The sequence below is a fragment of the Paenibacillus favisporus genome (genome assembly GCF_040545415.1).
In the GTDB taxonomy this organism is placed as follows: domain Bacteria; phylum Bacillota; class Bacilli; order Paenibacillales; family Paenibacillaceae; genus Paenibacillus_AQ; species Paenibacillus_AQ favisporus.
Genome location: NZ_JBEPLV010000002.1, coordinates 159,598 through 180,517, shown reverse-complemented (window position 1 = coordinate 180,517; position 20,920 = coordinate 159,598). Strand labels below are relative to the sequence as shown.

General features: G+C 53.5%; 22 protein-coding genes. 7 read left to right on the top strand and 15 right to left on the bottom strand.

All coding sequences use genetic code 11. The annotated features are described in order from the left end of the window. Nucleotides 1–32 precede the first annotated feature (32 nt). Nucleotides 33–1,082 carry an HD-GYP domain-containing protein gene (locus ABID47_RS08860; protein WP_354495984.1) on the top strand — a complete coding sequence of 350 codons (1,050 nt, stop codon included), beginning with the start codon at nucleotides 33–35 and terminating at the stop codon, nucleotides 1,080–1,082. A gap of 228 nt (nucleotides 1,083–1,310) precedes the next feature. Here the strand turns inward: ABID47_RS08860 and sufB are convergent, their stop codons facing one another. From sufB to ABID47_RS08830, 6 genes are all read right to left on the bottom strand, one after another. Further along, nucleotides 1,311–2,708: a Fe-S cluster assembly protein SufB gene (sufB, locus tag ABID47_RS08855; protein WP_076170496.1), complete on the bottom strand. Its 1,398-nt coding sequence runs from the start codon at nucleotides 2,706–2,708 to the stop codon at nucleotides 1,311–1,313. Between the two features lie 21 nt (nucleotides 2,709–2,729). Then, complete coding sequence (sufU, locus tag ABID47_RS08850; RefSeq protein ID WP_116232670.1) at nucleotides 2,730–3,161, bottom strand: Fe-S cluster assembly sulfur transfer protein SufU; 432 nt, start codon at nucleotides 3,159–3,161, stop codon at nucleotides 2,730–2,732. Next, the gene (locus tag ABID47_RS08845) at nucleotides 3,161–4,372 is read right to left on the bottom strand and encodes a cysteine desulfurase (protein WP_354495981.1); all 1,212 of its coding nucleotides are present in this window, start codon (nucleotides 4,370–4,372) and stop codon (nucleotides 3,161–3,163) included. The genes sufU and ABID47_RS08845 overlap by 1 nt, the downstream gene beginning before the upstream one ends. Continuing rightward, nucleotides 4,369–5,673, bottom strand: coding sequence for a Fe-S cluster assembly protein SufD (gene sufD / locus ABID47_RS08840; RefSeq protein WP_354495979.1), 1,305 nt, complete (start codon nucleotides 5,671–5,673; stop codon nucleotides 4,369–4,371). Before sufD ends, ABID47_RS08845 begins: the two co-directional genes overlap by 4 nt. A gap of 25 nt (nucleotides 5,674–5,698) precedes the next feature. Then, entirely contained in the window at nucleotides 5,699–6,481 is a 783-nt protein-coding gene (sufC, locus tag ABID47_RS08835) for a Fe-S cluster assembly ATPase SufC (RefSeq protein WP_076170499.1), read from the bottom strand. Nucleotides 6,482–7,097: 616 nt separating this feature from the next. Next, the gene (locus tag ABID47_RS08830; RefSeq protein WP_076170500.1) at nucleotides 7,098–7,559 is read right to left on the bottom strand and encodes a Dps family protein; all 462 of its coding nucleotides are present in this window, start codon (nucleotides 7,557–7,559) and stop codon (nucleotides 7,098–7,100) included. 321 nt (nucleotides 7,560–7,880) lie between these two features. On the opposite strand from ABID47_RS08830, the gene mtnK reads away from it, so the two are divergent. Beyond that, entirely contained in the window at nucleotides 7,881–9,104 is a 1,224-nt protein-coding gene (gene mtnK, locus ABID47_RS08825) for an S-methyl-5-thioribose kinase (RefSeq protein WP_354495975.1), read from the top strand. Further along, nucleotides 9,101–10,186 carry an S-methyl-5-thioribose-1-phosphate isomerase gene (mtnA, locus tag ABID47_RS08820; RefSeq protein ID WP_354495972.1) on the top strand — a complete coding sequence of 362 codons (1,086 nt, stop codon included), beginning with the start codon at nucleotides 9,101–9,103 and terminating at the stop codon, nucleotides 10,184–10,186. Before mtnK ends, mtnA begins: the two co-directional genes overlap by 4 nt. Before the next feature lie 119 nt (nucleotides 10,187–10,305). Here mtnA and ABID47_RS08815 read toward each other — a convergent pair whose 3' ends face one another. After that, the gene (locus tag ABID47_RS08815) at nucleotides 10,306–10,608 is read right to left on the bottom strand and encodes a YunC family protein (RefSeq protein ID WP_145025315.1); all 303 of its coding nucleotides are present in this window, start codon (nucleotides 10,606–10,608) and stop codon (nucleotides 10,306–10,308) included. A 216-nt stretch (nucleotides 10,609–10,824) separates the two neighbouring features. Between ABID47_RS08815 and ABID47_RS08810 the strand changes: the two genes are divergently transcribed. After that, nucleotides 10,825–11,355, top strand: coding sequence for a hypothetical protein (locus ABID47_RS08810; RefSeq protein WP_354495969.1), 531 nt, complete (start codon nucleotides 10,825–10,827; stop codon nucleotides 11,353–11,355). A gap of 106 nt (nucleotides 11,356–11,461) precedes the next feature. Here the strand turns inward: ABID47_RS08810 and ABID47_RS08805 are convergent, their stop codons facing one another. Further along, entirely contained in the window at nucleotides 11,462–11,842 is a 381-nt protein-coding gene (locus ABID47_RS08805; protein ID WP_076170504.1) for a DUF423 domain-containing protein, read from the bottom strand. 176 nt (nucleotides 11,843–12,018) lie between these two features. On the opposite strand from ABID47_RS08805, the gene ABID47_RS08800 reads away from it, so the two are divergent. Further along, the gene (locus ABID47_RS08800) at nucleotides 12,019–12,456 is read left to right on the top strand and encodes a hypothetical protein (RefSeq protein WP_354495967.1); all 438 of its coding nucleotides are present in this window, start codon (nucleotides 12,019–12,021) and stop codon (nucleotides 12,454–12,456) included. A 49-nt stretch (nucleotides 12,457–12,505) separates the two neighbouring features. After that, entirely contained in the window at nucleotides 12,506–13,357 is an 852-nt protein-coding gene (locus ABID47_RS08795) for a DegV family protein (protein ID WP_354495965.1), read from the top strand. 37 nt (nucleotides 13,358–13,394) lie between these two features. Here ABID47_RS08795 and ABID47_RS08790 read toward each other — a convergent pair whose 3' ends face one another. The 6 genes from ABID47_RS08790 to ABID47_RS08765 all read right to left on the bottom strand — a co-directional run bounded on the left by ABID47_RS08790 (nucleotide 13,395) and on the right by ABID47_RS08765 (nucleotide 19,005). Beyond that, nucleotides 13,395–14,552 (bottom strand): phosphodiester glycosidase family protein, encoded by a 1,158-nt coding sequence (locus tag ABID47_RS08790; protein ID WP_152400945.1) that lies wholly within the window; start codon nucleotides 14,550–14,552, stop codon nucleotides 13,395–13,397. A gap of 183 nt (nucleotides 14,553–14,735) precedes the next feature. Then, the gene (pdaA, locus tag ABID47_RS08785) at nucleotides 14,736–15,512 is read right to left on the bottom strand and encodes a delta-lactam-biosynthetic de-N-acetylase (RefSeq protein ID WP_076170508.1); all 777 of its coding nucleotides are present in this window, start codon (nucleotides 15,510–15,512) and stop codon (nucleotides 14,736–14,738) included. Nucleotides 15,513–15,597: 85 nt separating this feature from the next. After that, a complete protein-coding gene (locus ABID47_RS08780) occupies nucleotides 15,598–15,984 on the bottom strand; it encodes a response regulator (protein ID WP_076170509.1) in 387 nt (128 codons plus the stop codon). Nucleotides 15,985–16,098: 114 nt separating this feature from the next. Next, nucleotides 16,099–16,779, bottom strand: coding sequence for a Na-translocating system protein MpsC family protein (locus ABID47_RS08775; protein ID WP_354495962.1), 681 nt, complete (start codon nucleotides 16,777–16,779; stop codon nucleotides 16,099–16,101). A gap of 146 nt (nucleotides 16,780–16,925) precedes the next feature. Further along, nucleotides 16,926–18,095, bottom strand: a complete 1,170-nt coding sequence (locus tag ABID47_RS08770) for a DUF4349 domain-containing protein (protein ID WP_354495960.1) — start codon at nucleotides 18,093–18,095, stop codon at nucleotides 16,926–16,928. Between the two features lie 157 nt (nucleotides 18,096–18,252). Then, nucleotides 18,253–19,005, bottom strand: a complete 753-nt coding sequence (locus tag ABID47_RS08765; RefSeq protein ID WP_145136115.1) for an SDR family NAD(P)-dependent oxidoreductase — start codon at nucleotides 19,003–19,005, stop codon at nucleotides 18,253–18,255. 283 nt (nucleotides 19,006–19,288) lie between these two features. Here ABID47_RS08765 and ABID47_RS08760 point away from each other — a divergent pair, with 283 nt between their 5' ends. Further along, entirely contained in the window at nucleotides 19,289–19,963 is a 675-nt protein-coding gene (locus ABID47_RS08760; RefSeq protein WP_354495957.1) for a TetR/AcrR family transcriptional regulator, read from the top strand. An 87-nt stretch (nucleotides 19,964–20,050) separates the two neighbouring features. Here the strand turns inward: ABID47_RS08760 and fba are convergent, their stop codons facing one another. Then, on the bottom strand, nucleotides 20,051–20,914 hold the full coding sequence (fba, locus tag ABID47_RS08755; RefSeq protein ID WP_076170514.1) for a class II fructose-1,6-bisphosphate aldolase: 864 nt from the start codon (nucleotides 20,912–20,914) through the stop codon (nucleotides 20,051–20,053). Nucleotides 20,915–20,920: the final 6 nt, after the last annotated feature.

Below are 20,920 nucleotides of genomic sequence, written 5' to 3'. Positions count from 1 at the left end.
TTCCAATCTGAACAATGAGGTGACGATCAGTTTTGAGAGTTCATGTCACGGAATTACGGCCCGGTGATCGGCTTCAAGCCGATACGTTTAACGATATCGGGCTTCATGTGCTCCACAAAGGGAAGGAACTGAAGCTTGAAGAGATCAGCAAGCTGATTCAACATGGCATCGCTTATGTGGAGGTTGACCCCTCCCGGCCGGATGAGCCGACCGCTTCATCACCGTTCCTTTCCGGTCAACCTGCTTCCAAGGTGGAAGAACAGGTTGGACAAGCGGTGGAAGGGTTTGAGTCGCTGTATCTGGAAGCCCTTTCGACAGGCCGGATCAACACGACCGTCGTCAATGACATTATGGAGCCGCTGGTGGACCGGCTCAGCACCCATACCGACGTGGTCTCCCTCCTCTTGTCCATCAATCCGGAAGACGAATATACATACCAACATTCCGTTCAGGTCGGCATTCTTTCCTACTACATATCTACCTGGCTCGGGTATGCTCCCGAGGAGGCCTACGCAGCCGGAAAAGCGGGTTATTTGCATGACATCGGCAAATGCCTCGTCCCCGCCGAGCTGTTGTACAAACCCGGCAAGCTTACGCCGGAAGAATTTGAAGAAATGAAGCGTCATACCGTCTACGGTTACGATATCATCCGAAGCTCCACCAACGATGAAATTCCCGCGCTGGTCGCGCTGCAGCATCACGAACGTGACGACGGGAGCGGCTATCCCCACCAGTGCGGCGAGCTTGAAGTCCATCCTTTTTCGCGGATTACCGCGGTGGCTGACGTGTTTAGTGCGATGACAACGAACCGTGTGTATCAGACGAAGCAGGAACTGCTGACCGTGCTCCGCGAGCTGTACAGCCTCAGCTTCGGTAAGCTGAGCCCCCGGGCAACCCAGGCGTTTATCAGCCATATGCTCCCGAACTTTATCGGCAAACGGGTCACCCTGACTTCCGGGGAAACCGGCACCATTATCATGACCAATCCGGCGGATTTCTTCCGTCCGCTTGTAAAGACCGAGGACCGGTTCATTGATCTGTCCTCTGACCGGAATATTGCCATCGATCAAATTTATATGTAACCCGTTCAATGCAAAAGAAGCCCTCAGTTGAGGGCTTCTTTTTGAATGTGGCCAGAAAAAGCCGTCTATCGACGTACTTTCATAGAAGATAGACCATATTTAGGAGTAGTTTTTTGCGACATAAGAATGCCGTAGTCTCAGAAGCTTATACTTTCTCCTTATATCTAAAAAGCGCGCCCCGCGAAGCCGCCGTAACGGCTGCGCAGAACACGCTTTGTCTGCTTACGATTAACCGATGGAGCCTTCCATCTCGAACTTGATCAGGCGGTTCATTTCGACCGCGTATTCCATTGGGAGCTCCTTCGTGAACGGCTCGATGAAGCCCATAACGATCATTTGCGTCGCCTCGGCTTCAGTGAGTCCGCGGCTCATCAAGTAGAAGAGCTGATCTTCCGATACCTTGGATACCGTTGCTTCGTGCTCCAGAACGATGTTGTCGTTCTTGATCTCGTTGTACGGAATCGTATCCGAAGTGGACTCGTTATCCAGGATCAGCGTATCGCACTTGATGTTGGCTTTCGCGCCTTCCGCGTTGCGGCCGAAGGAAGCGAGACCGCGGTAGGTGACCTTGCCGCCGTGCTTACTGATCGACTTCGATACGATCGTGGACGTCGTATCCGGAGCCAAGTGGATCATCTTGGCGCCTGCATCCTGATGCTGGCCTTTGCCTGCAACCGCAATGGACAGCACCATGCCTTTCGCGCCGCGTCCTTTCAGCAGCACTGCCGGATATTTCATCGTCAGTTTGGAGCCGATGTTGCCGTCTACCCATTCCATCGTGGCGTTTTCTTCAGCTACCGCCCGTTTGGTAACGAGGTTGTAGATGTTCGGCGCCCAGTTTTGGATCGTCGTGTAACGCACGCGTGCGTTTTTCTTACAGATGATCTCAACAACCGCACTGTGCAGCGAGTTCGTGCTGTAGATTGGAGCGGTACAGCCTTCGACATAATGCACGAAGCTGTCTTCGTCCGCAATGATCAGAGTACGTTCGAATTGGCCCATGTTCTCGGAATTGATCCGGAAGTAAGCCTGCAGCGGGATTTCACATTTAACGCCTTTTGGAACGTAAATGAAGCTTCCGCCGGACCATACCGCACTGTTCAGCGCAGCAAATTTGTTATCGGTAGGAGGAACGACAGTCGCAAAGTGCTCTCTGAAAATTTCAGGATGCTCTTTCAGCGCCGTGTCGGTATCCATGAAGATAACCCCTTGGTCTTCCAGGTCTTTCTGCATGTTGTGATACACAACTTCGGATTCATACTGGGCGGATACACCGGCCAAGAATTTCTGTTCGGCTTCCGGAATACCCAGCTTGTCAAAGGTTTCTTTAATCTCAGCCGGTACTTCTTCCCACGTCTTTCCTTGCTTCTCGGAAGGTCTTACGTAGTACTGGATATCGTTGAAGTCCAGTTCATCCAGGTCCCCGCCCCAGCGAGGCATTGGCATTTTCTCGAACTGCTCCAATGATTTCAGACGGAATTCAAGCATCCATTCCGGCTCGTTTTTGATTTTGGAAATTTCGGTAACAATCTCACGGGTAAGTCCTTTACCGGTTTGGAATACCGCTTTATGTTCGTCGCGGAATCCGTATTTATACTCTTCTATTTCAGGCGCTTTTTTGGCCATGAGTATTCAGCCTCCCTATCGTTAGTGGTTAATGCGTTCCTCGTCAATACCTTTCCGCAGTGCATTCCAAGCGAGCGTTGCGCATTTAATGCGGGCCGGGAACTTGTTAACTCCGGACAGGGCTTCGATATCTTCGTAATCGTCAAAATGAACGTCCTCACCCTGCATCAGCGACGAAAAGCGTGAAGCCATTTCCTTCGCTTCCTCGAGCGTCTTGCCTTTGACCGCTTCGGTCATCATCGAGGCGGAGGACATACTGATGGAGCAGCCCTCGCCTGTGTATCTGGCATCTTTGACCATGCCGTTATCGACAATAAGCTGAAGCGAAATTTTGTCGCCGCAGGTCGGGTTATTCAGATCCACCGTCACGGCTTCATTTTCAAATTTGCCCCGGTTGCGGGGGTTTTTATAATGATCCATTATGACACGCCGGTACAAGTCGTCAAGTTCCATCATCCAAAATACTCCTTTGTCTGGATTAAGGCGCTGATCAGACGATCTACATCTTGTTCGGTATTGTATAGATAAAAGCTTGCACGGGCGGTGGCACTGGCTTCAAGCCAACGCATGAGCGGCTGGCAGCAGTGATGGCCTGCGCGGATCGCAACCCCGCTGGCATCCAGAACCGTAGCCACATCATGCGGATGCACATCTCCCAAATTGAAGGTGACCAAGCCCACTTTACGTACACGCGGACCATAAAGCTTCAGGCCTTCAATTTCCGATAACCGCTCGATCGCATACTTCGCGAGCTTCTGCTCATGCTCCTCGATTTGATCCATGCCGATTTCCTCGAGAAAATCGATGGCTGCAGCAAGCCCAACCGCTCCGGCGATAATCGGGGTGCCCCCTTCAAACTTCCAGGGCAGCTCCTTCCAGGAAGAATCGTATAGTCCGACATCGTCAATCATTTCACCGCCGAATTCCACCGGTTCCATGGATTCGAGCAGCGCCTTTTTGCCGTACAGTACACCGATGCCGGTAGGACCGCACATCTTGTGGCCGGAGAAGGTGTAGAAGTCGCAATCCAGATCCTGAACATCGATCTTCATGTGAGGCGTGCTCTGGGCGCCGTCCACGACCATATACGCGCCGTGGCGGTGCGCCAGCTCGGCAACTTCCTTCACCGGGTTAACCACGCCCATGACGTTGGACACATAGCCCATCGCGATGATCTTGGTTTTCTCGGTGACGACTTTCTCGACTTCGGCCAAGGTGACTGAACCGTCTTCTTGTAGTTTAACATATTTCAACGTGGCGCCGGTGGCTTTTGCCACCTGCTGCCAAGGAATTAGATTACTGTGGTGTTCCAGCGGGGTCAGGACGATTTCATCGCCTTCCTGGCAAATCGAGCGCCCGAACGAGGAAGCCACCAGATTCAGGGCTGTCGTCGTTCCCCGCGTAAAAATAATTTCCTTCGTGCTCTTCGCATTAATGAACTTAGCTACCTTCTCGCGCGCGCCTTCATAAGCATCCGTTGCACGGCTTCCAAGCGTATGCACCCCGCGGTGCACGTTAGCGTTGTCATGCTCGTAATAGCGTTTGACAGCCTCGATCACAGCGAGCGGTTTCTGGGAAGTCGCCGCATTATCAAGATATACCAACGGATGGCCGTTTATTTCCTGATTCAGGATGGGAAACTGCTCGAGAATGTCGCGGTTCATTGTCCCAACTTCCCTTCGATGACCGATTGAAGCTGCGTGCGCAGGCCTTCAAGCGGAATCTGAGATACGACCGGCGCCAGGAATCCGTAGATGATCAGGGATTCGGCAACTTCGCGGGAAATCCCGCGGGACATCAGGTAGTAAATTTGTTCAGGGTTGACCTGGCCGACGGATGCAGCATGACCTGCCTTAACGTCGTCCTCGTCGATCAGCAGGATCGGGTTGGCGTCACCGCGTGCTTTCGGACTCAGCATCAGCACTTTCTCCGTTTGCTGTCCGTCGGATTTGGTCGCGCCCTTCTCGATCTTGGTGATGCCGTTGATGATGGCCTGTGCTTCTTCACGCATGACCGCACGGGTAATCATTTGGCTCTCGGAGCTCTTGCCGAAGTGGTTCGCACGAGTCGTGTAGTTCAGCTTCTGAGAACCGGAGCCGACGGCGATGATCTTGGAATCGGACGTCGATCCGTTTCCTTTCAGAATCGAGTAAGTATCGCTGGCGGTATCGCCGCTGTTCATTTCGCCGACGATCCATTCCATGGACGCGTCGTTCTCGATCACGGCACGGCGGTAGCTGATGTCCGTCACGTTCGTGCCCATTTGATGAATGGTCGCAAACCGGACTTTCGCTCCCGATTTGGCGAATACTTCAACGGCGCCGTTATGAGTAACCGGTTTACCGGATGTACCGGATACATAGTTATCTACATAGGTTACAGAACTGTTCGTATCGGCAATGACCAGAACATGAGGGGCAAAGGTCGCTTCCTCGTCGTCTGTCAGCAGAACGGCCTGCAGCGGTACGGATACCTCCACATTTTTTGGAACATACAGGAACACCCCGCCGTTCCACAATGCGGCATGCAGTGCGGCTACGGAGCTCTCATCCGCGGAAACAGCCGTGTGCAGGTGAGCCTTAACGAGATCCTCGTGCTCCTTTACGGCCGTCGCCAGATCGGTGAAAATGACGCCTTGAGCAGCCAGCTCAGGGGACAGCTTCGTATACACGGTTCCGGAATTGCGCTGGATAATCAGGTTACCCGCTTCCTGGTCCTTGATCAGATCCCGAATCGATTCAGGAGCTTCAGCAAGGGATGCAATCGGGCTTACCGATTTGAAGCTTCCGTAGTTTTGAATGTCCCAGCGTTCGATTCTCGTTTTTTCAAGTTTCGGCAGCTCGAGGGTTGCCGCGAGTTCCAATGCTTTCAGACGATTTTCCGTGAGCCAGGCCGGCTCGTTGCTGCCCTTCGACAGCGCGCTCAGGCCTTCAGCGTTAACCGGAAGAATGGTTTGTGTTGTCATCTTCGTTCTCCTCCTTCCGTTATCTTTACGCTTCTTGACCTACAGTTTCGTCTTCGATGCCGAGCTCTTCCTTCACCCAATCGTAACCTTCCGCTTCCAGACGCTCCGCCAATTCAGGACCACCGGATTTCACGATGCGGCCCTGCATCATAACATGTACAAAATCAGGCTTCACATAGTTAAGCAGGCGCTGATAGTGGGTAATAATCAAGAAACCGCGGTCGTCGCTGCGCATCGCGTTTACACCGCTGGCAACAATTTTCAAAGCGTCGATATCCAGACCGGAGTCGATTTCGTCCAGGATGACGATGCTTGGTTCGATCATCATCATTTGCAAAATTTCGTTCCGCTTCTTCTCACCGCCGGAGAAGCCTTCGTTCAAATAACGATGGGCAAACTCAGGGTTCATATCCAGTTCTTTCATCTTCGCTTCCATTTGACGGATGAAACGAATCAGCGAAATTTCATTGCCCTCTTCACGGCGTGCATTGATGGCACTGCGAAGGAAGTCGGAATTGGTTACGCCCGTAATTTCGCTCGGGTACTGCATCGCCAGGAACAGGCCGGCGCGCGCACGCTCGTCAACGCCCATTTCCAGAACGTCTTCGCCGTTCAGGGTTACGCTGCCGTCCGTTACTTCGTATTTAGGATGTCCCATCAAAGCGGAAGCAAGTGTACTTTTACCGGTACCGTTAGGTCCCATGATGGCGTGGATTTCTCCGCCCTTCATTTCCAGGTTGATGCCTTTCAGGATTTCCTTGCCCTCGATTGTCGCTTTAAGTCCTTCAATCGTGAAATTAGTAGCCATATTCGTTTTTCCCTCCGTTAAATGTTTTGCCGAAATCAGAAAGTCTATTTCAACAGGGACGCGCTCCCCGATTTCAATCAATCATTATTATCAATTTGTAATGAGTCTAAATTGATTCTCAATGATTATCACAATTTTATAATAAATGGCGAATCATATCAACCGCCCGTCGGAGTAAACCTGGTGTTTCATTACAGAAACAGGCTTCGCCGCGGTTGCAGCCAAGCCTGTTTCCTTACCATATCAAATTTTTCCATGGATGCTGTTCATGACGAACGGTTTCGCGGAAGTTCTGCAGCATCCGGCAACGGAGCTATCGTTCTCATCACCGGCTGGCATTTCGTGAACATTCTGCGATATGTTATGGATTGCATTTCCACATCCAAGGAACAGCAGCATGGAGGATCCTGACAACCGCGCAGACGCTCGGATTCATGACCGGGAACAGCCGCCAGAGACCGGATCCCATTTCTCAATTTCCCGTACGTCCGATTCATGTCTGATTAATCAAAAAGGCAACGCGGTCTTATACGTTATGCCGTCAAAGGTTGATCCGGGACACAAAAAGTGCGCTGGCCGCCAGCGCACTTCCGGGCTTTCGCGAAAGTAGCATCCCTTATCCCAGGTAAGAACGGAGCATCCACATATGCTTTTCGAGATCGCTCTTGATCTTGATAAACATATCGGCCGTCGGATGGTCGCCGGCTTCCTCCGCCAAGCTGATTCCTTCGCTCATTTCCTCGGCAACGGTGGCAAAGTCCTCGATGAGGGTCTGCACCATTTTGCGCTGGTCTTCATTGCCGGAAGCTTCCTGAATGGTTGCGATGTCCAGGTACTCCTTCATCGTCGCAGCCGGGCTTCCTTTAATCGTAAGCAGCCGTTCAGCCACTTCGTCCATTTTCAGCGTAATATCGTCGTACAGCTCTTCAAATTTTACGTGGAGGGTAAAGAAATGCTCACCCTTTACATACCAATGGTAGTTATGGATCTTGACATACAGGACGTTCAGGTTCGCAACTTGTTGGTTTAGGATTTGCTCCAAAGTGGATGTTTTCGATTTGGATGACGTTTTTGCCATGAATATCCCTTCCTTTTTTAAGTATATGGCCTTCCCTCTCCATTGCCGCATACAACGGCAGCTTCAGAGTCCGGCTGGAGTTTTCGTATAAGTATGGGGAGGCTCTTCCGAGAGTAATCTGGGCTGCGTGCCTCCCTGCCCTTATCTTACCCTTCAACCCGCTGCACGAAACAATTGCACATAAATGGCAGGGTCTTTCGTTTTCAAACGCTCTCACTGAAAAAAAGATTCAAAAGAGGTCGGCAATCCGATATACTGTTTTATAACCAAGTGAACAAGTTGGCTTTATTCGCGTTTCCTTATTATACGGAGGTGACTTCCATGTCCACATATCACCCGCTCACCGTCCAAGACGCCATTTCTCTCGTCCGCGGCATTCCGGGGCATTTCACGCCCGATGCGCAGCTGGAATGCAAAGAAATCGGTGACGGCAACCTGAACTTAGTGTTCCATATTACGGACCGGAACAGCGATAAAAGTATCATTGTCAAACAAGCCCTTCCTTATGCGAAGGTGGTCGGGGAATCCTGGCCGTTGTCCCTGGACCGGGCACGCATTGAACGCGAGGCGCTTCAAGTGCAGTACCGCCTGTGTCCCGGACTGGCACCGCAGGTGTTCTCCTACGACGATGACCTGGCGATAACCGTCATGGAAGACCTGAGCGACCATACGATTATGCGCAAAGGGCTGATCGAAGGACAAGCCTATCCGTTGTTTGCCCGTCATATCGGCGAATTTACGGCCAGAACGCTCTTCTATACCTCGGATCTGTTCCTGAACCCGCAGGAAAAGAAAGAACAGGTACGTAAATTCATCAATCCGGATCTGTGCAAAATTACCGAGGATTTGATCTTTGACGATCCATACCGGTTTTCCGATAACAACAACTACCCGGACTACCTGGAGGATGAGGCGAAGGAGCTGCGGGAGAACGGCAAGCTCCATCTGGAAGTCGCCCTGCTCCGCGAAGCCTTTCTGACCCGGACCGAAGCGCTGGTTCACGGCGACCTGCATACCGGCAGCATTTTCGTCACACCGGAATCGACCAAAGTGATCGATCCCGAGTTTGCCTACTACGGGCCGATGGGCTTCGACCTCGGCGCCATCATCGGCAACCTGCTGCTGAACTACGCTTCCCGGCCAGGCTGGGATGCCGCGGAGTCGGAGGTTCTCGGCAATCAAGAGCGTCTTCTGCGCATGGTTTCGGACGTATGGTCCGAATTTGAAATCCGCTTCCGCAAGCTGTGGGATGAGGATGCCAGAGACCCGCTTGCGAAAGCACCCGGCTACCAGGACGCCTACGTGGCCAAAGTACTGCGGGATGCCTGCGGATTCGCCGGCTGCAAAATGATCCGGCGCATCGTCGGCTTGTCCCATGTGGCCGACATCGACACGATCGCGGACGTAAAGCTAAGGGAAAAGGCGCAGCGTACGGCGCTGGCTATCGGTAAACAGCTCGTTCTATTCAACCGGACCATCCAGTCCGGCGAAGACATCGTCCGGCTGGTGAAGGAAGCCGAGCCGCTTAAAGGAGCCGTAAAATGAGTAATGACAACCAAGAACAAACACAACGACGCAGCGAACCGTTAACTTCCGTCCAATGGGGCGGCGACAAGCTGATCCTGCTGGATCAGCGCCTGCTTCCGGACGCCATCGTCTATCTGGATTTGTTCACACCGGAAGAAGTGTGGGAATCGATCCATGCGATGAAAGTCCGGGGCGCGCCGGCCATCGGCATCGCCGCCGCTTACGGCGTGGTGCTCGGGGCGCGCCAGTATGGAGGCGTCGATCCCGCCGCCTGGGACGACCATGTCGTCAAGATCAGCGCCTATCTGGCCACCTCGCGGCCGACGGCGGTCAATCTGTTCTGGGCGCTGGACCGGATGAAAGGGAAAGCGCATGAGCTGGCCGGACGGGGAGGCAGCGTTTCCGACCTGAACGAGGCCCTGCTGGCCGAGGCCAACGCAATTCAAGCGGAGGACGAGGAAGTGTGCCGCCGCATCGGGGAGAATGCACTGCCCCTGTTCCGGGACGGCATGGGCGTGCTCACCCACTGCAATGCAGGCGGGCTGGCTACGGCCAAATACGGAACGGCGACCGCGCCGATGTATTTGGCCCAGGAACAGGGCATACAGCTGAAAGTGTATGCCGACGAGACGCGCCCTGTGCTGCAGGGCGCGCGGCTGACGGCCTTCGAGCTGCAGCAGGCCGGAATCGACGTGACGCTGCTCTGCGATAACATGGCAGGCATGGTCATGTCCAAGGGATGGGTGCAGGCGGTGATCGTCGGCACCGACCGGGTGGCCGCCAACGGCGACGTCGCCAACAAGATCGGCACCTACAGCCTGGCCGTGCTGGCCAAGGCCCACGGCATTCCGTTCTACGTCGCCTGCCCGTTGTCGACGATCGATCTGAACACCCCTACAGGGGACAACATCCCGATTGAAGAGCGGCCGGCTGAGGAAGTCACCGAGGGCTTCGGGAAGAGAACCGCTCCCGAAGGCATCAAGGTCTACAATCCGGCGTTTGATGTCACGCCTCACGAATATGTAACAGCCATCATCACGGAGAAGGGGATCGTCAAGGCGCCGTTCGCCGAGAACCTCGCCGCCCTTTTTCAAACTTAAGAAACATTGCCGATGTGGTTACGTTCCGGGCTAGCGTCTGCAAGCGCCGAAATGCCACCGGCTCAGCCAGCCCTGCACGGGCTGGCTTTTTATTGCTCCAGTCGGCGGCCGTGAGGCCATTACACCATTTTCAACAGAGCTTCATGCCCTGGCATGCCCGGAACGATTCCGAGCGCCTCGGCCTCAGTCGTCACCGATTCCAGCGGCGCTTCAAGCAATTCCTGCAGCGTTTTGACGCCGACAGCCCGGCCCGCAATGATTTTTCGCTCCGCCAGTCTCGTGTTAAGCAGGCCTACGTCCAGCGCCCCGCACATAATGTACCCTTTCGGCGAGTTGATCGTGAGCAGCGTCGTCTTGGGCAGCTTGACTTCTACCCCGACAAAGCTGTGCTCCCCGACGGTAATCGGCACCATGGTCACCATTCAGCTGTACACCTCCCCAGGCGTGATATCCATCCAGCATCATTGTATTCGCCCTGGGGAATGGGTGACTGTGCGTACGTCCATAACCAAAATGCGCCGAAATAAATAGGAAGAAAGTTGCTTTCCACTCCGACATTAGGACTATGATTCTATTCACATTCATGATATTATTTAGTCACTTTCATATCTAATTTGAACGTATAGTTTGGGGGATCCATGGACAACAATCAATCCAATGACGAATCGGGTTTTTTATTCAACGTCGACATCTTAGTGAAAAGTCCCTCTAATGCCCTGGCGCTTCAAGAACTCCTCGGCATGCTGAACGGCAACGGGCATATTGCGGATTTTCGCATCAAATCGGGAATTGAACTGGGGCGGTTGATTGAATCGATGCTTCAGGACAAGCGCAAATCTCTCCTTTCCAAAGAAGAGCCTTCCCGCCCGTCCGTTCCCCCTGCTCCGATCAAGGAAGCGGAACTGCGTACAGCGGCCGTGGGGAAAAATGCAAAAAGCCAGCCGCCCCGAAACCCGGTGCATGGCGGTTCGGACATTTATGATTGGATTCAGGTATACATCCGTGACAACCGGCTGATCCGGCTGACGGCCAACCGGAGCGGGCAGCACATTCATATGCCGTGCCGGATCCTGAATTATGATGAGGAACAGCAGATGCTGAACGTATATCACGTGGATGAGAAACAGGTTTACACCTTTAAGCTGAACGAAGTGGACGAGGTCATATAATAGGATAAGGATGCCGTTTCTCCGAAGCGTATAACACTAAAACAAGCCCGTCCCGGCTCACTAAGCCGAAGACGGGCTTTCTTCTGTTCTCCTCCGCTATGGACGGTCAGGCTCGTCTGCGCGATGCGGCTTCCGCAATCAGGCAGATCCAGCCGATGATGAAGGCAACGCCTCCAAGCGGCGTAATGGCGCCAAGCACTTTGATCCCGGTGATGGCGAGAACATACAGACTTCCGGAAAACAGAATGATCCCGGCCAGCAGCAGCCATCCCGCCCAGGCCAGCTTGCGCGAATCTCCCCATAGCCCCGCAACGACCCCAATCAGTATGATCCCCAAGGCGTGCGCCATATGATATTGAACCCCAGTTTCATAAACTTTCATCGCCGACTCTCCGACGATAGGTTCCAGCATGTGGGCTCCGAATGCTCCGATCACCACGGACAGCATCGCCATCAGGGCGCCGGTCAATATAAATTTGCGCTGCACATCGACAACTCCTTTGGATGTTCCTAATCTACTAACAAACTGTTAACTATTTTAACCGATCGGACGCCGCCATTTCCACCACCATGGCACAAGACTGCCCAAATCAGCTTGATTTTTACGGGATCTTATGGAAAAGTAAGAAGCATATCTATCGATTCGAAGGAGAGAGTGATTTCATGGATTCAAACCAGCCTCCGCACCAGCCGGACGGATTCCAGCAGAACCCGGGGCCCCATTCGCCCCATGCTCAGTTCGTTCCCCCTGCTGCGCTGAAGCATTCCGGGCCCGGCATCGCATCCTTTGTCATGGGCCTGGTCAGTTTGCTGGGTTATATCATCAGTGCCGCGGCAGCAGGCGCCATTATGGCTCCTTATCTTGAAGAAGGCATGCTGGACGGTCCGAATTCCAATGCGGTCCTTGGCCTCGGCGTCGTCGGTCTGCTGATGATCGCACTGGTTGTCATTAACGTGGTCGGAACGATTCTGGGCATTGTGGGGACAGCCATCAGGAACCGCAAAAAGATCTTTGCCATCATCGGGCTTATTGTGAATGCCGTCATCGTGCTCAGTATCGGCTTGTTCTTTATATACTTCATGGCTTCTGCCGCAGTCTAGCGGTCTTTACCCGCAGTTCAGCAGTCTATTAGAAGAAAAAGGTGATCTTATGTCTCAAGTCAAAATATTTGCCGACAGCACATGCGACCTTCCTCACGATTGGATCAAAGCCCATGACATCGGCATTATTCCGCTGTACGTTACGTTCGGGGACCAGAATTACAGGGACGGCGTCGACTTAACGACACCCGAATTGTATGCCAAGGTGGAGCAGACGGGCAGCCTTCCCAAGACGGCCGCTCCGTCTCCGTCCGATTTTATCGCGGCGTTCACCCCGTTTGTGGAAGAAGGACGGGATATCGTCTATATCAGCCTGTCTTCCGAGCTATCCTCGACTTATCAGAACGCGCTGATCGCAGGTGAGGAGTTCCCGGAGGGACGAATCACGGTCGTGGATTCACGGAATCTGACCACCGGCATCGGGCTGCTGGTCATGAAAGCGGTGGCTGCAGCAGAACAGGGGAAAAGCGCCCGTGAAATCGCCGGCATCGTGGAGACCGTTAAGCCGCTCGTAGAGACCGAATTCGTCATTGATTCGCTGGAGTACCTGTACAAGGGCGGACGCTGCTCAGGCATGCAGAACCTCATGAGCAGCCTGCTCAAGATCCGGCCGGTCATCAAGGTGATCGACGGCAAGATGACTCCGGCCTACAAGGTCCGCGGCAAGCGGGAAAAGGCCCTGGAGCAGATGGTCAACAATGCGCTGGACAAGAAGGACGAGATGGACAACGACCTCATCTTCGTCACCCATTCCATGGCGGCTGAGGACGCGGAAGCGCTCAAAAGGCTGCTGGAACAAAAAACCGGCGCCCGCGAGGTTGCCCTCTCGGATGCCGGCTGCGTCATTAGCTCCCACTGCGGTGCCAAAACGATCGGAATCATTTATTCCAAAAAAGCCTGATTTTCAGGCTTTTTTTCTTTTACATATAAACGATTTCTTACTTCTTCGAAGGGTCGATATCCCTCGGATTGAGGCCCGCCCATATATTCGGGATGTCCGCCTGCTCGGGGTGTTCAAACACCAGAAACGCGGTGGGCAAATACCGTTCCCCGTATTCCGATGACGGTTTGTTCACAATTTCATTATCTTTGACGAGGACGGTGGAGGATCCTCCGTCCAGATTGGCAGCGATCACCGCCCCGTGCTTCAGCATGATCTGCTGGACATCGTATAAATTGGCTCCGACGCTGTACGTCGGCTGTCTTCCGTCAATAACGACAAACAGGATGGCCCCGTCCTCACGCTGGCCCATGGCGGTCCGCGGCGCGATGCCCCAGCCTTCGGCGGCATTCTTTATAAGCCCTTTGCCGTTAACGATGATCCGCGGTTGAAACGTCACCGCTTCCTGAACCCCCATCCGGTCCAATTCCTTCAGCGAATAGTTGCCGGCGATCATTTTGCCGTCCCGGTCAATGCCTACCACCTGGGTGGTCGCATTTTTTCCCAATCCGTTGTAATACAGCTTCCCCTGCGATATGACGATGCCGATCGGCTTAAAGCCATTCCCTTTCCAGTTCGGGTCGGCGAATCCGCCGCCATTCACGCCGGCGATCGCGCCGTAGCGCTTGACCATGCTGGAGACCTTCTCGCCTTTGCCGCGCTTTGAGGGAACGCCCAGACGGATTTTTTTCGGATCGTGAACGGTCATTACATACCCGTGATACCCTTTACCCGAAACTTCCTCAATCTCCACAAGGGGCGGCTTCTCCGTCTCCTTGCCGGCTTCGGCGGAAGCTGTCTGGGTTTGCACCGGCAGCTTGATTTGGTGCGTATCTTTTTCAACGCCCATGGCTTCAAACCGCTTGTTGTATTCCGCTACGCGCTTGTTCAGCTCGTCCTGCCCGATAATATATTTCGCCAAATAGCGATGCTGTGTCGTTATGAGCGTATCCGCTATCAGGTAACGAAAATGATTGCCGGATACCGTCAGGAACAACCACACGGCTGCCGCGGCACCGACCAGAACCAGGCTCCAGAACAAGCGTATACTGAATCGCAGGAAACCTCCCTTTTTCTTTTTCCTTTTCTTTGTCCCTTTTGGAGCGGACCGTTGGTTTCTTACGCTTGAACGTTTTGGCAGCGATGCTTGCTCCATGGTTACTTCCCCCATCTCATGAACTCGGGTCCTAAGTCCCACGTAGAATAGACGCGAAATCAGGGAGGAAGGTTTCATATATTCGGGCATTATCAACAATTTTATACAAATATTTTCCATTACCGTTGCCGTAAAGCACAAAAAAACGCCAAGCCCCATTGGCCTGGCGTCTTCCTATTCCGATTAGTAAGTTGGCCGCTTCAGTTGGTCCAAGCTTTTGAACTCATAGCCCTGCTTACGGGCATCGTCGATGATCCGGGCCAGCGCCTCCGTGTTATCCTTCGAAATGGAGTGCAGCAGAATGACCGCCCCCGGATGCAGCTGCGCCATCACTTGACGGTAGGCATAGTCAGCCCCCTTCTGATCGTTCACGTCCCAGTCCTTGTACGCTACGGACCAGAATACCGTCGTATAGCCTTCAGCGCGTGATGCCGCAAGCGTGCGGTCGCTGAAAATCCCCCGGGGAGGACGCACGTATGCCATCTCCTTCTGGCGGGTCGTCCCGGTTACGCTCTGCTTGACCTTATCCAGCTCTTCCTTGAGCTGCGCGTTGGAAATCTGGGTCATATCCGGATGCGTCCAGGAATGATTGCCCACCAGATGGCCCTCGGTGACCATCCGGGTTACGAGCTCCGGCTTGTCCTTTACATAATGTCCCGTCAGGAAAAAGATCGCCGGCACTTTCTTTTCTTTCAAAACATCCAGTATTCTAGGCGTGAACCCGTTTTCATACCCGTTGTCAAACGTCAAATACAGCTCTTTCTGGGTTGTATCCCCCAAGAAAATCGCACCGTTCTTTTGCAGAATGTCTTTAAAGCCTTCTTCGTTGATGGAAGGAAGCTGACCGTTCCTGCTTTTCTTAAAGCCAAAATGATAAGGGCTGTCCGCAGCCGCTGTCTCCTGAAAAAATCCGCAGCACAGTAACAGTGCGGCAACCGCAGCAAACGCAAAACGCTTCATCTTGAAATTTCCCCCTGCGTTGGATTATAGGCACTAAAAGCTATAATGTAATATGCCACATCCGATGCAAAGTTATGTGATATTTTCAAAATGGCAGCCGCCGGAGAATGGAATCGATCACCTGAATAAAGTGCTTAATGTAGAATGGTTTCGTAATGTATTCGATAAAACCTGCCTGTCTCCCCTTGGCGATATCCGACGCCATCGCATAAGAGCTGACGGCCACCACCGGGATCGCTCTTGTCTTCTCATTAGCCTGGAGGCAAGCTAGAGCATCGTATCCACTCATTCCGGGCAGCTGGATGTCCATGATGATCAGATCGGGGCATCTGGCCGTGGCGATCTCTACCGCCTCTTCCCCCGTACAGGCCTCCCACATGGTGGCGTTAGGTATTTTTTTGAAAATATGCCGCATAAGAGACATATTAATTCCGTCGTCCTCCACACATAAAATGTCATAATTGCTCTTCATCTTTAAACCTCCTACCATGAAAAAAAGCCAAAGAAAGAGCGCTCCAGCTCCTTCTTTGGCTTATGTTCAGCTCATGTTCCAATCATGTCTGACCCATTACCGCCTGGTGACCGCCTAATCCTGGAATGTGCAGGCAATCACGCTTTTATCCCTATCAAAATCCCAGTCCACGTAAAAATCGGCCAGGGTCCGGCCCAAAATTCCCCCCAGCTGGGTTTCTTCCTCAAAATACCTCTTCTCAAGCTTTCTCTTCGTTGTCCGCAATACTTCATCAAAACCGGTATCTATTAATTCCTTCTCGATCAGCAGCAATAATCCTTCCCGCACGACAATTAAAGTTTTGGGGTTCATCCACCAGGAGTACACCCTCCGTGGGACTTTTTGGACGATCCCGGTGATCCGGTTAACTTCATTATGTAGAGCTTCACGACCCGCATAATCCTCGGCTTCGATGGTCTGATCTGCCTTAAGTCCGACAATGATCCCCGAAGCGTTATGTAATCCCCAGTCGTAGTATACCTCTTCCAAACGGATGTCCATTTCCTTCTCCAAATACGCCTTCAGTTCGGGAAGCAAAGACTCCATCAGCAGCTCGCGGGTATATCGGAAAGCCTTCTCCTCTTCCTTGTTTAACAGGAACTTCTCGACCGGTCCGATGAAATTGCGGATATGGAGTGCGATCGCATAGTTCCCGACGGAGACGTGCACCGATTCCGGCCCTTTGCCGAACCTGTCCCTTAACAGCTTGCCGGTAAATGCCGCGATTTGGTTGGTGTGATTGGCTGTATACAACATGACAGCTCTCTCCTTCTCATCATAGTGCAACGCATACGTTAATTCAATTGATTTCATCTTGCGTCATTATTAAGAGGTATATACCCAAAAAGATACCGGGCGCAATCAGGTGCGTCCGGCTCATTCTTTCCATCCATGGGATGGCCTTATTTATGGGGGTCGGAATCGGGGTCAGAGTCGGAATCCTGTTGCTTGGGAGCTTGCTCGCTTCGTTCCGCCCGTGTAGGATCCGATTCTTCCTGCTGCTGTTCTATAGGACCGTCTGTAGGACCGGCAGGTCTATGGCGCTCCTCTTTCCATGTCTTCCTCCGCTCGGCGGCTTCAGCCCGCTGCTGCTTCCGGCCTTTGCGGACCATCCAAACGATCAGAAGCACGATCGCAGCAAGAATCAGAACAGGAACGGCTCCCGACAGGATGACGATGATCCACTGGACAATCTGCGTCAGCACGTCCATGCTTCCCTGCAGCGCATCTCCCGCACGCTTGCCAAGGGGAGCCTGCTGGCGATCGGGCTCGGCTTTGGGCAGCGTCTTCTCAGGCTGGTAAATGCGCAACTCCACCGTGGAATAAGCCACATTCTGATCGATATAACGCATGCGGCCCTTGATCTGCTCGATTTCTTCCTGAACCCTCTCCAGCTCTTTGGCAAACGCCACGAGGTCGCTGGTCTTTGTCGCCTTTTTCATAAAAGCGATATACTGCTCCTCCATCACCTGCTTAGCCTTCAATCTCGCCTGCAGATCCACATATTCCTCGGACACGTCCTGGCCCTCAATGCTGCGCTGAAGGGAATCATGCTTGATCTGCTCGAGCCGATTCAAAAAGGACGAGAAGCCCGATGCAGGAACCTTGAGGATAAAGGTACCTCCCCGTTCGCTGGCTGAATCCGTTTCGGAAAAATTGACGATATAACCGCCCGACAGCGTCACCATATTTCTCACTTCGGTCTGCGCCTTGGCATAGTCCTGAATCTCCATAACCAGATGCGCCTTATAGATGAGCTTCTTGTTTAACCCGCCGGCCAAGTCCTGGGCGGTGAACCCGGCTTCAGGCGCAGTGTCTGCCTCGGAAGCCTTAACGGTACCGGCCTGCTGCGCCGGCTCCGCCGCCTGCGATGACTTCTCCTCCGCCGTTGATGCCGTAGATGCTTGCTGGTCCTGATCCGCTGCGGTGTTCGCCGCATGGTCTGAAACGGCGGAGCTTTCCACGGTCCCGCCGGCGCTGCTGGCGCTGTCCTTTGAACTCCCGGACGAGCAGCCGGTTACCAACAGAATGACAAACATGAATGCAGCAAGCCATGACCCCCAAGTGCGCATACTTCATTCCTCCTCAGAAATGGAAAATATTTTATATTTTCCTATCTAACGTCAGGAGGCCTCCGAAGGTTGCGGGCCAAATAAGAAAAAAAGCCCTCGGGTGTAACCCGGAAGGCTTTTATGCTTCCCCATGCCTATGGATTCGCCGAATCAAAAATCAGGTCGCGGATACGCCGCCGTCGATGGCCAGCTCGGCTCCGGTAATAAAAGAGGATTCGTCGGATGCCAGGAACAGCACGCCGGCCGCAATGTTCTCCGGTTTGCCCAAGCGAGGCAGCGGCGTTTTGGAGCGGAACCAGCCCGTCATCTGGTCGTTGGCAAACAGTCCTTCGGTCATCGGTGTTTCAATGTAACCCGGATGGATCGAATTGCAGCGGATGTTGTCCTTGCCGTAATCCACAGCCACCGCCTTCGTCAGCATCCGGACAGCGCCCTTGCTTGCAGTGTAAGGTCCTGCTCCGTTGCTTCCCGTGAGCCCGGCAATCGATGAAATGTTGATGATGGAGCCTCCGCCCCCGCGCTGCATCACCGGTACCACGTATTTCAAACCGAGAAAGCTGCCTGTCAGGTTGATGGACATGACCTTGTCCCAATCCTGCATGGACGTGTCCACGAGCGATTTGGCCAGCGAGATGCCGGCGTTATTGACGAGAACGTCGATCGTGCCGAACGCTTTGACCGTTTCGTCCACGATATGCTGCCACTCCTCCTCGGAGGTAACGTTATGACGGAAGCCAATAGCCTCTCCGCCCTGCTGTTTGATCTCTTCCACGACAGCCTGGATTTTGTCCTCCTGAATGTCGGTGACGACCACCTTGGCGCCTTCCTGCGCCAACAGAACGGCGTCCGCCTTACCCATGCCTCCGGCTGCGCCGGTGACGATCGCTACTTTCCCCTGTACTCTGCCCATATTGTTAAGACTCCCTTCCCCTATTTGCTCCAAGATGATTACGAACGAGGCAGCATCCAGCCCCTATTGGGCGGACATGACCTTATAAAATCAGAGATCGTGATAGCAATGCTATCATGACAAAACCAATTATATCACCGTTTGTTTTTCCCTTCAATCTTCCCCACGGTCATCCCATGGATTCCCGGACCCTGCACCTGGGCAGCGTTGACTTCTCCGGGTGGTTTTGATAGCATTTTTTACGATTTTATCTTTCACTCGGAAGGCGAGTTGACTCACAATTATGGATCCGAAGACTAGATGGGAACAGGAACGGCTGGAAGGTAAAAAAGCGAGAGAGAGCAGCATTATCGAGGCAGCGGAGCGGGTTTTTAACCGCAAAGGGATCGACAAGGCGACGATGCGGGATATCGCCGCGGAAGATAATGTGGGCATTGCTACGGTGTTCCGGTATTTCCCCAAAAAAGACAAGCTGATCGTGGCGGTCGCCACGCATTTGATCAGCCTGGAGGAAGAGGCGTTCCGGGCAATTGCCGCCACGCCGGTGACAGGCATCGAGAAGCTTGAAGCGCTGCTGGATCATTTCCTGAATCTCCAACTGCCGGAATTGAGCAGCAGGAGCCGGTTCCTTGAGGCGTTTGAGAGCTATGCCGCCCAGCAGGCCGAGCCGCTGGAGGATATCCAGCAGTACAACGACGTCCACCGCAAGGTATCCGATGCGTTCGCCGAAATCATTGACAGCTGCACCCGGGACGGTTCAGTCCGCTCCGATCTCCCCATAGAGGAAACCCTGTCGACCGTGGTCAATGCGTTCGGCATTTTTTCGAAAAAGCTGTCGCTGCAGCGCAGCATCGTGATGTTCGAGTCCATCGTCAGCGCGGACGTCCAGCTGGACCTGCTGAAACGGATGTTTCTCGACTATTTGCGGAACCCGGAATCCGCCGCTTCAGATTTATAACATCCCATGAATTTAAAAAGCCTGCTTTCCCGGTTCCCCGGGCTCTAAGCAGGCTTGTTTCATTTATTTTGTGAATGGCTTTGGCGTTTAAAAGTCCCCCGCCCGTCCGGCGCAGCCACACAGCTGCATTTTCTCAATGACGGCGGCTTTCAGCGCCTTCTTGGCAGGAACCATGTATTTCCGCGGGTCGTTCTCATCCGGGTTCTCTGCAAAGACATGCTTGATGGCGTCGGAGAACAGGATGCGCAGTTCGGTAGCCACGTTCATCTTGGCCATGCCGAGACTGACCGCCCGCTTCACCTGCTCCTCCGGAATGCCGGAGCCTCCATGCAGGACGAGCGGAACATCAACGGCTTCGGCAATGCGGCCGATCCGGTCGAAATCGATATTCGGCGTCCCTTTGTAGATGCCGTGGGCGGTGCCTATCGCAGGGGCGAGCGTATGCACGCCGGTGCGCTCCACGAATTCAGCGCATTCTTTCGGATCGGCGAGCAAGGCGTCGCGTTCGTCGACGACGATGTCGTCCTCGACGCCGCCGACCTTGCCGAGCTCCGCCTCCACGTTGATGCCAACGGCGTTCGCGGCTTCGACCACCTTCTGGGTCATGGCCACATTTTCCTCAAATGGGGAATGGGACGCATCGATCATGACGGACGTATAGCCCGCCCGGATACAGCTGATAATGACGGAAAATTCGTTGCAATGATCCAAATGAAGTGCGATGGGCACGCTGGCGCGGTCCGCCGCCACCCGGGCGGCAGCAGCGATATAATCGGCCCCCAGATGCTTGACGGTCCCGACCGTAGACTGGATAATGAGCGGCGACTGTGCTTCTTCGGCCGCCTCGACCACAGCCTGCAGCATTTCCAGTGTATGCACGTTAAAGGCCCCAATGGCGTAATGTTTGGCCCTTGCTTCTTGCAGTAAAGACGTAGACGAAACGAGTGACATGGTGTT

What these genes read in the sequence shown, in the direction of transcription:
- sufB (WP_076170496.1), bottom strand. Translation starts at nt 2,708, where the DNA reads ATGGCCAAAAAAGCGCCTGAAATAGAAGAGTATAAATACGGATTCCGC.
- sufU (WP_116232670.1), bottom strand. Translation starts at nt 3,161, where the DNA reads ATGGAACTTGACGACTTGTACCGGCGTGTCATAATGGATCATTATAAA.
- ABID47_RS08845 (WP_354495981.1), bottom strand. Translation starts at nt 4,372, where the DNA reads ATGAACCGCGACATTCTCGAGCAGTTTCCCATCCTGAATCAGGAAATA.
- sufD (WP_354495979.1), bottom strand. Translation starts at nt 5,673, where the DNA reads ATGACAACACAAACCATTCTTCCGGTTAACGCTGAAGGCCTGAGCGCG.
- sufC (WP_076170499.1), bottom strand. Translation starts at nt 6,481, where the DNA reads ATGGCTACTAATTTCACGATTGAAGGACTTAAAGCGACAATCGAGGGC.
- ABID47_RS08830 (WP_076170500.1), bottom strand. Translation starts at nt 7,559, where the DNA reads ATGGCAAAAACGTCATCCAAATCGAAAACATCCACTTTGGAGCAAATC.
- mtnK (WP_354495975.1), top strand. Translation starts at nt 7,881, where the DNA reads ATGTCCACATATCACCCGCTCACCGTCCAAGACGCCATTTCTCTCGTC.
- mtnA (WP_354495972.1), top strand. Translation starts at nt 9,101, where the DNA reads ATGAGTAATGACAACCAAGAACAAACACAACGACGCAGCGAACCGTTA.
- ABID47_RS08815 (WP_145025315.1), bottom strand. Translation starts at nt 10,608, where the DNA reads ATGGTGACCATGGTGCCGATTACCGTCGGGGAGCACAGCTTTGTCGGG.
- ABID47_RS08810 (WP_354495969.1), top strand. Translation starts at nt 10,825, where the DNA reads ATGGACAACAATCAATCCAATGACGAATCGGGTTTTTTATTCAACGTC.
- ABID47_RS08800 (WP_354495967.1), top strand. Translation starts at nt 12,019, where the DNA reads ATGGATTCAAACCAGCCTCCGCACCAGCCGGACGGATTCCAGCAGAAC.
- ABID47_RS08795 (WP_354495965.1), top strand. Translation starts at nt 12,506, where the DNA reads ATGTCTCAAGTCAAAATATTTGCCGACAGCACATGCGACCTTCCTCAC.
- ABID47_RS08790 (WP_152400945.1), bottom strand. Translation starts at nt 14,552, where the DNA reads ATGGAGCAAGCATCGCTGCCAAAACGTTCAAGCGTAAGAAACCAACGG.
- pdaA (WP_076170508.1), bottom strand. Translation starts at nt 15,512, where the DNA reads ATGAAGCGTTTTGCGTTTGCTGCGGTTGCCGCACTGTTACTGTGCTGC.
- ABID47_RS08780 (WP_076170509.1), bottom strand. Translation starts at nt 15,984, where the DNA reads ATGAAGAGCAATTATGACATTTTATGTGTGGAGGACGACGGAATTAAT.
- ABID47_RS08775 (WP_354495962.1), bottom strand. Translation starts at nt 16,779, where the DNA reads ATGTTGTATACAGCCAATCACACCAACCAAATCGCGGCATTTACCGGC.
- ABID47_RS08770 (WP_354495960.1), bottom strand. Translation starts at nt 18,095, where the DNA reads ATGCGCACTTGGGGGTCATGGCTTGCTGCATTCATGTTTGTCATTCTG.
- ABID47_RS08765 (WP_145136115.1), bottom strand. Translation starts at nt 19,005, where the DNA reads ATGGGCAGAGTACAGGGGAAAGTAGCGATCGTCACCGGCGCAGCCGGA.
- ABID47_RS08760 (WP_354495957.1), top strand. Translation starts at nt 19,289, where the DNA reads ATGGATCCGAAGACTAGATGGGAACAGGAACGGCTGGAAGGTAAAAAA.
- fba (WP_076170514.1), bottom strand. Translation starts at nt 20,914, where the DNA reads ATGTCACTCGTTTCGTCTACGTCTTTACTGCAAGAAGCAAGGGCCAAA.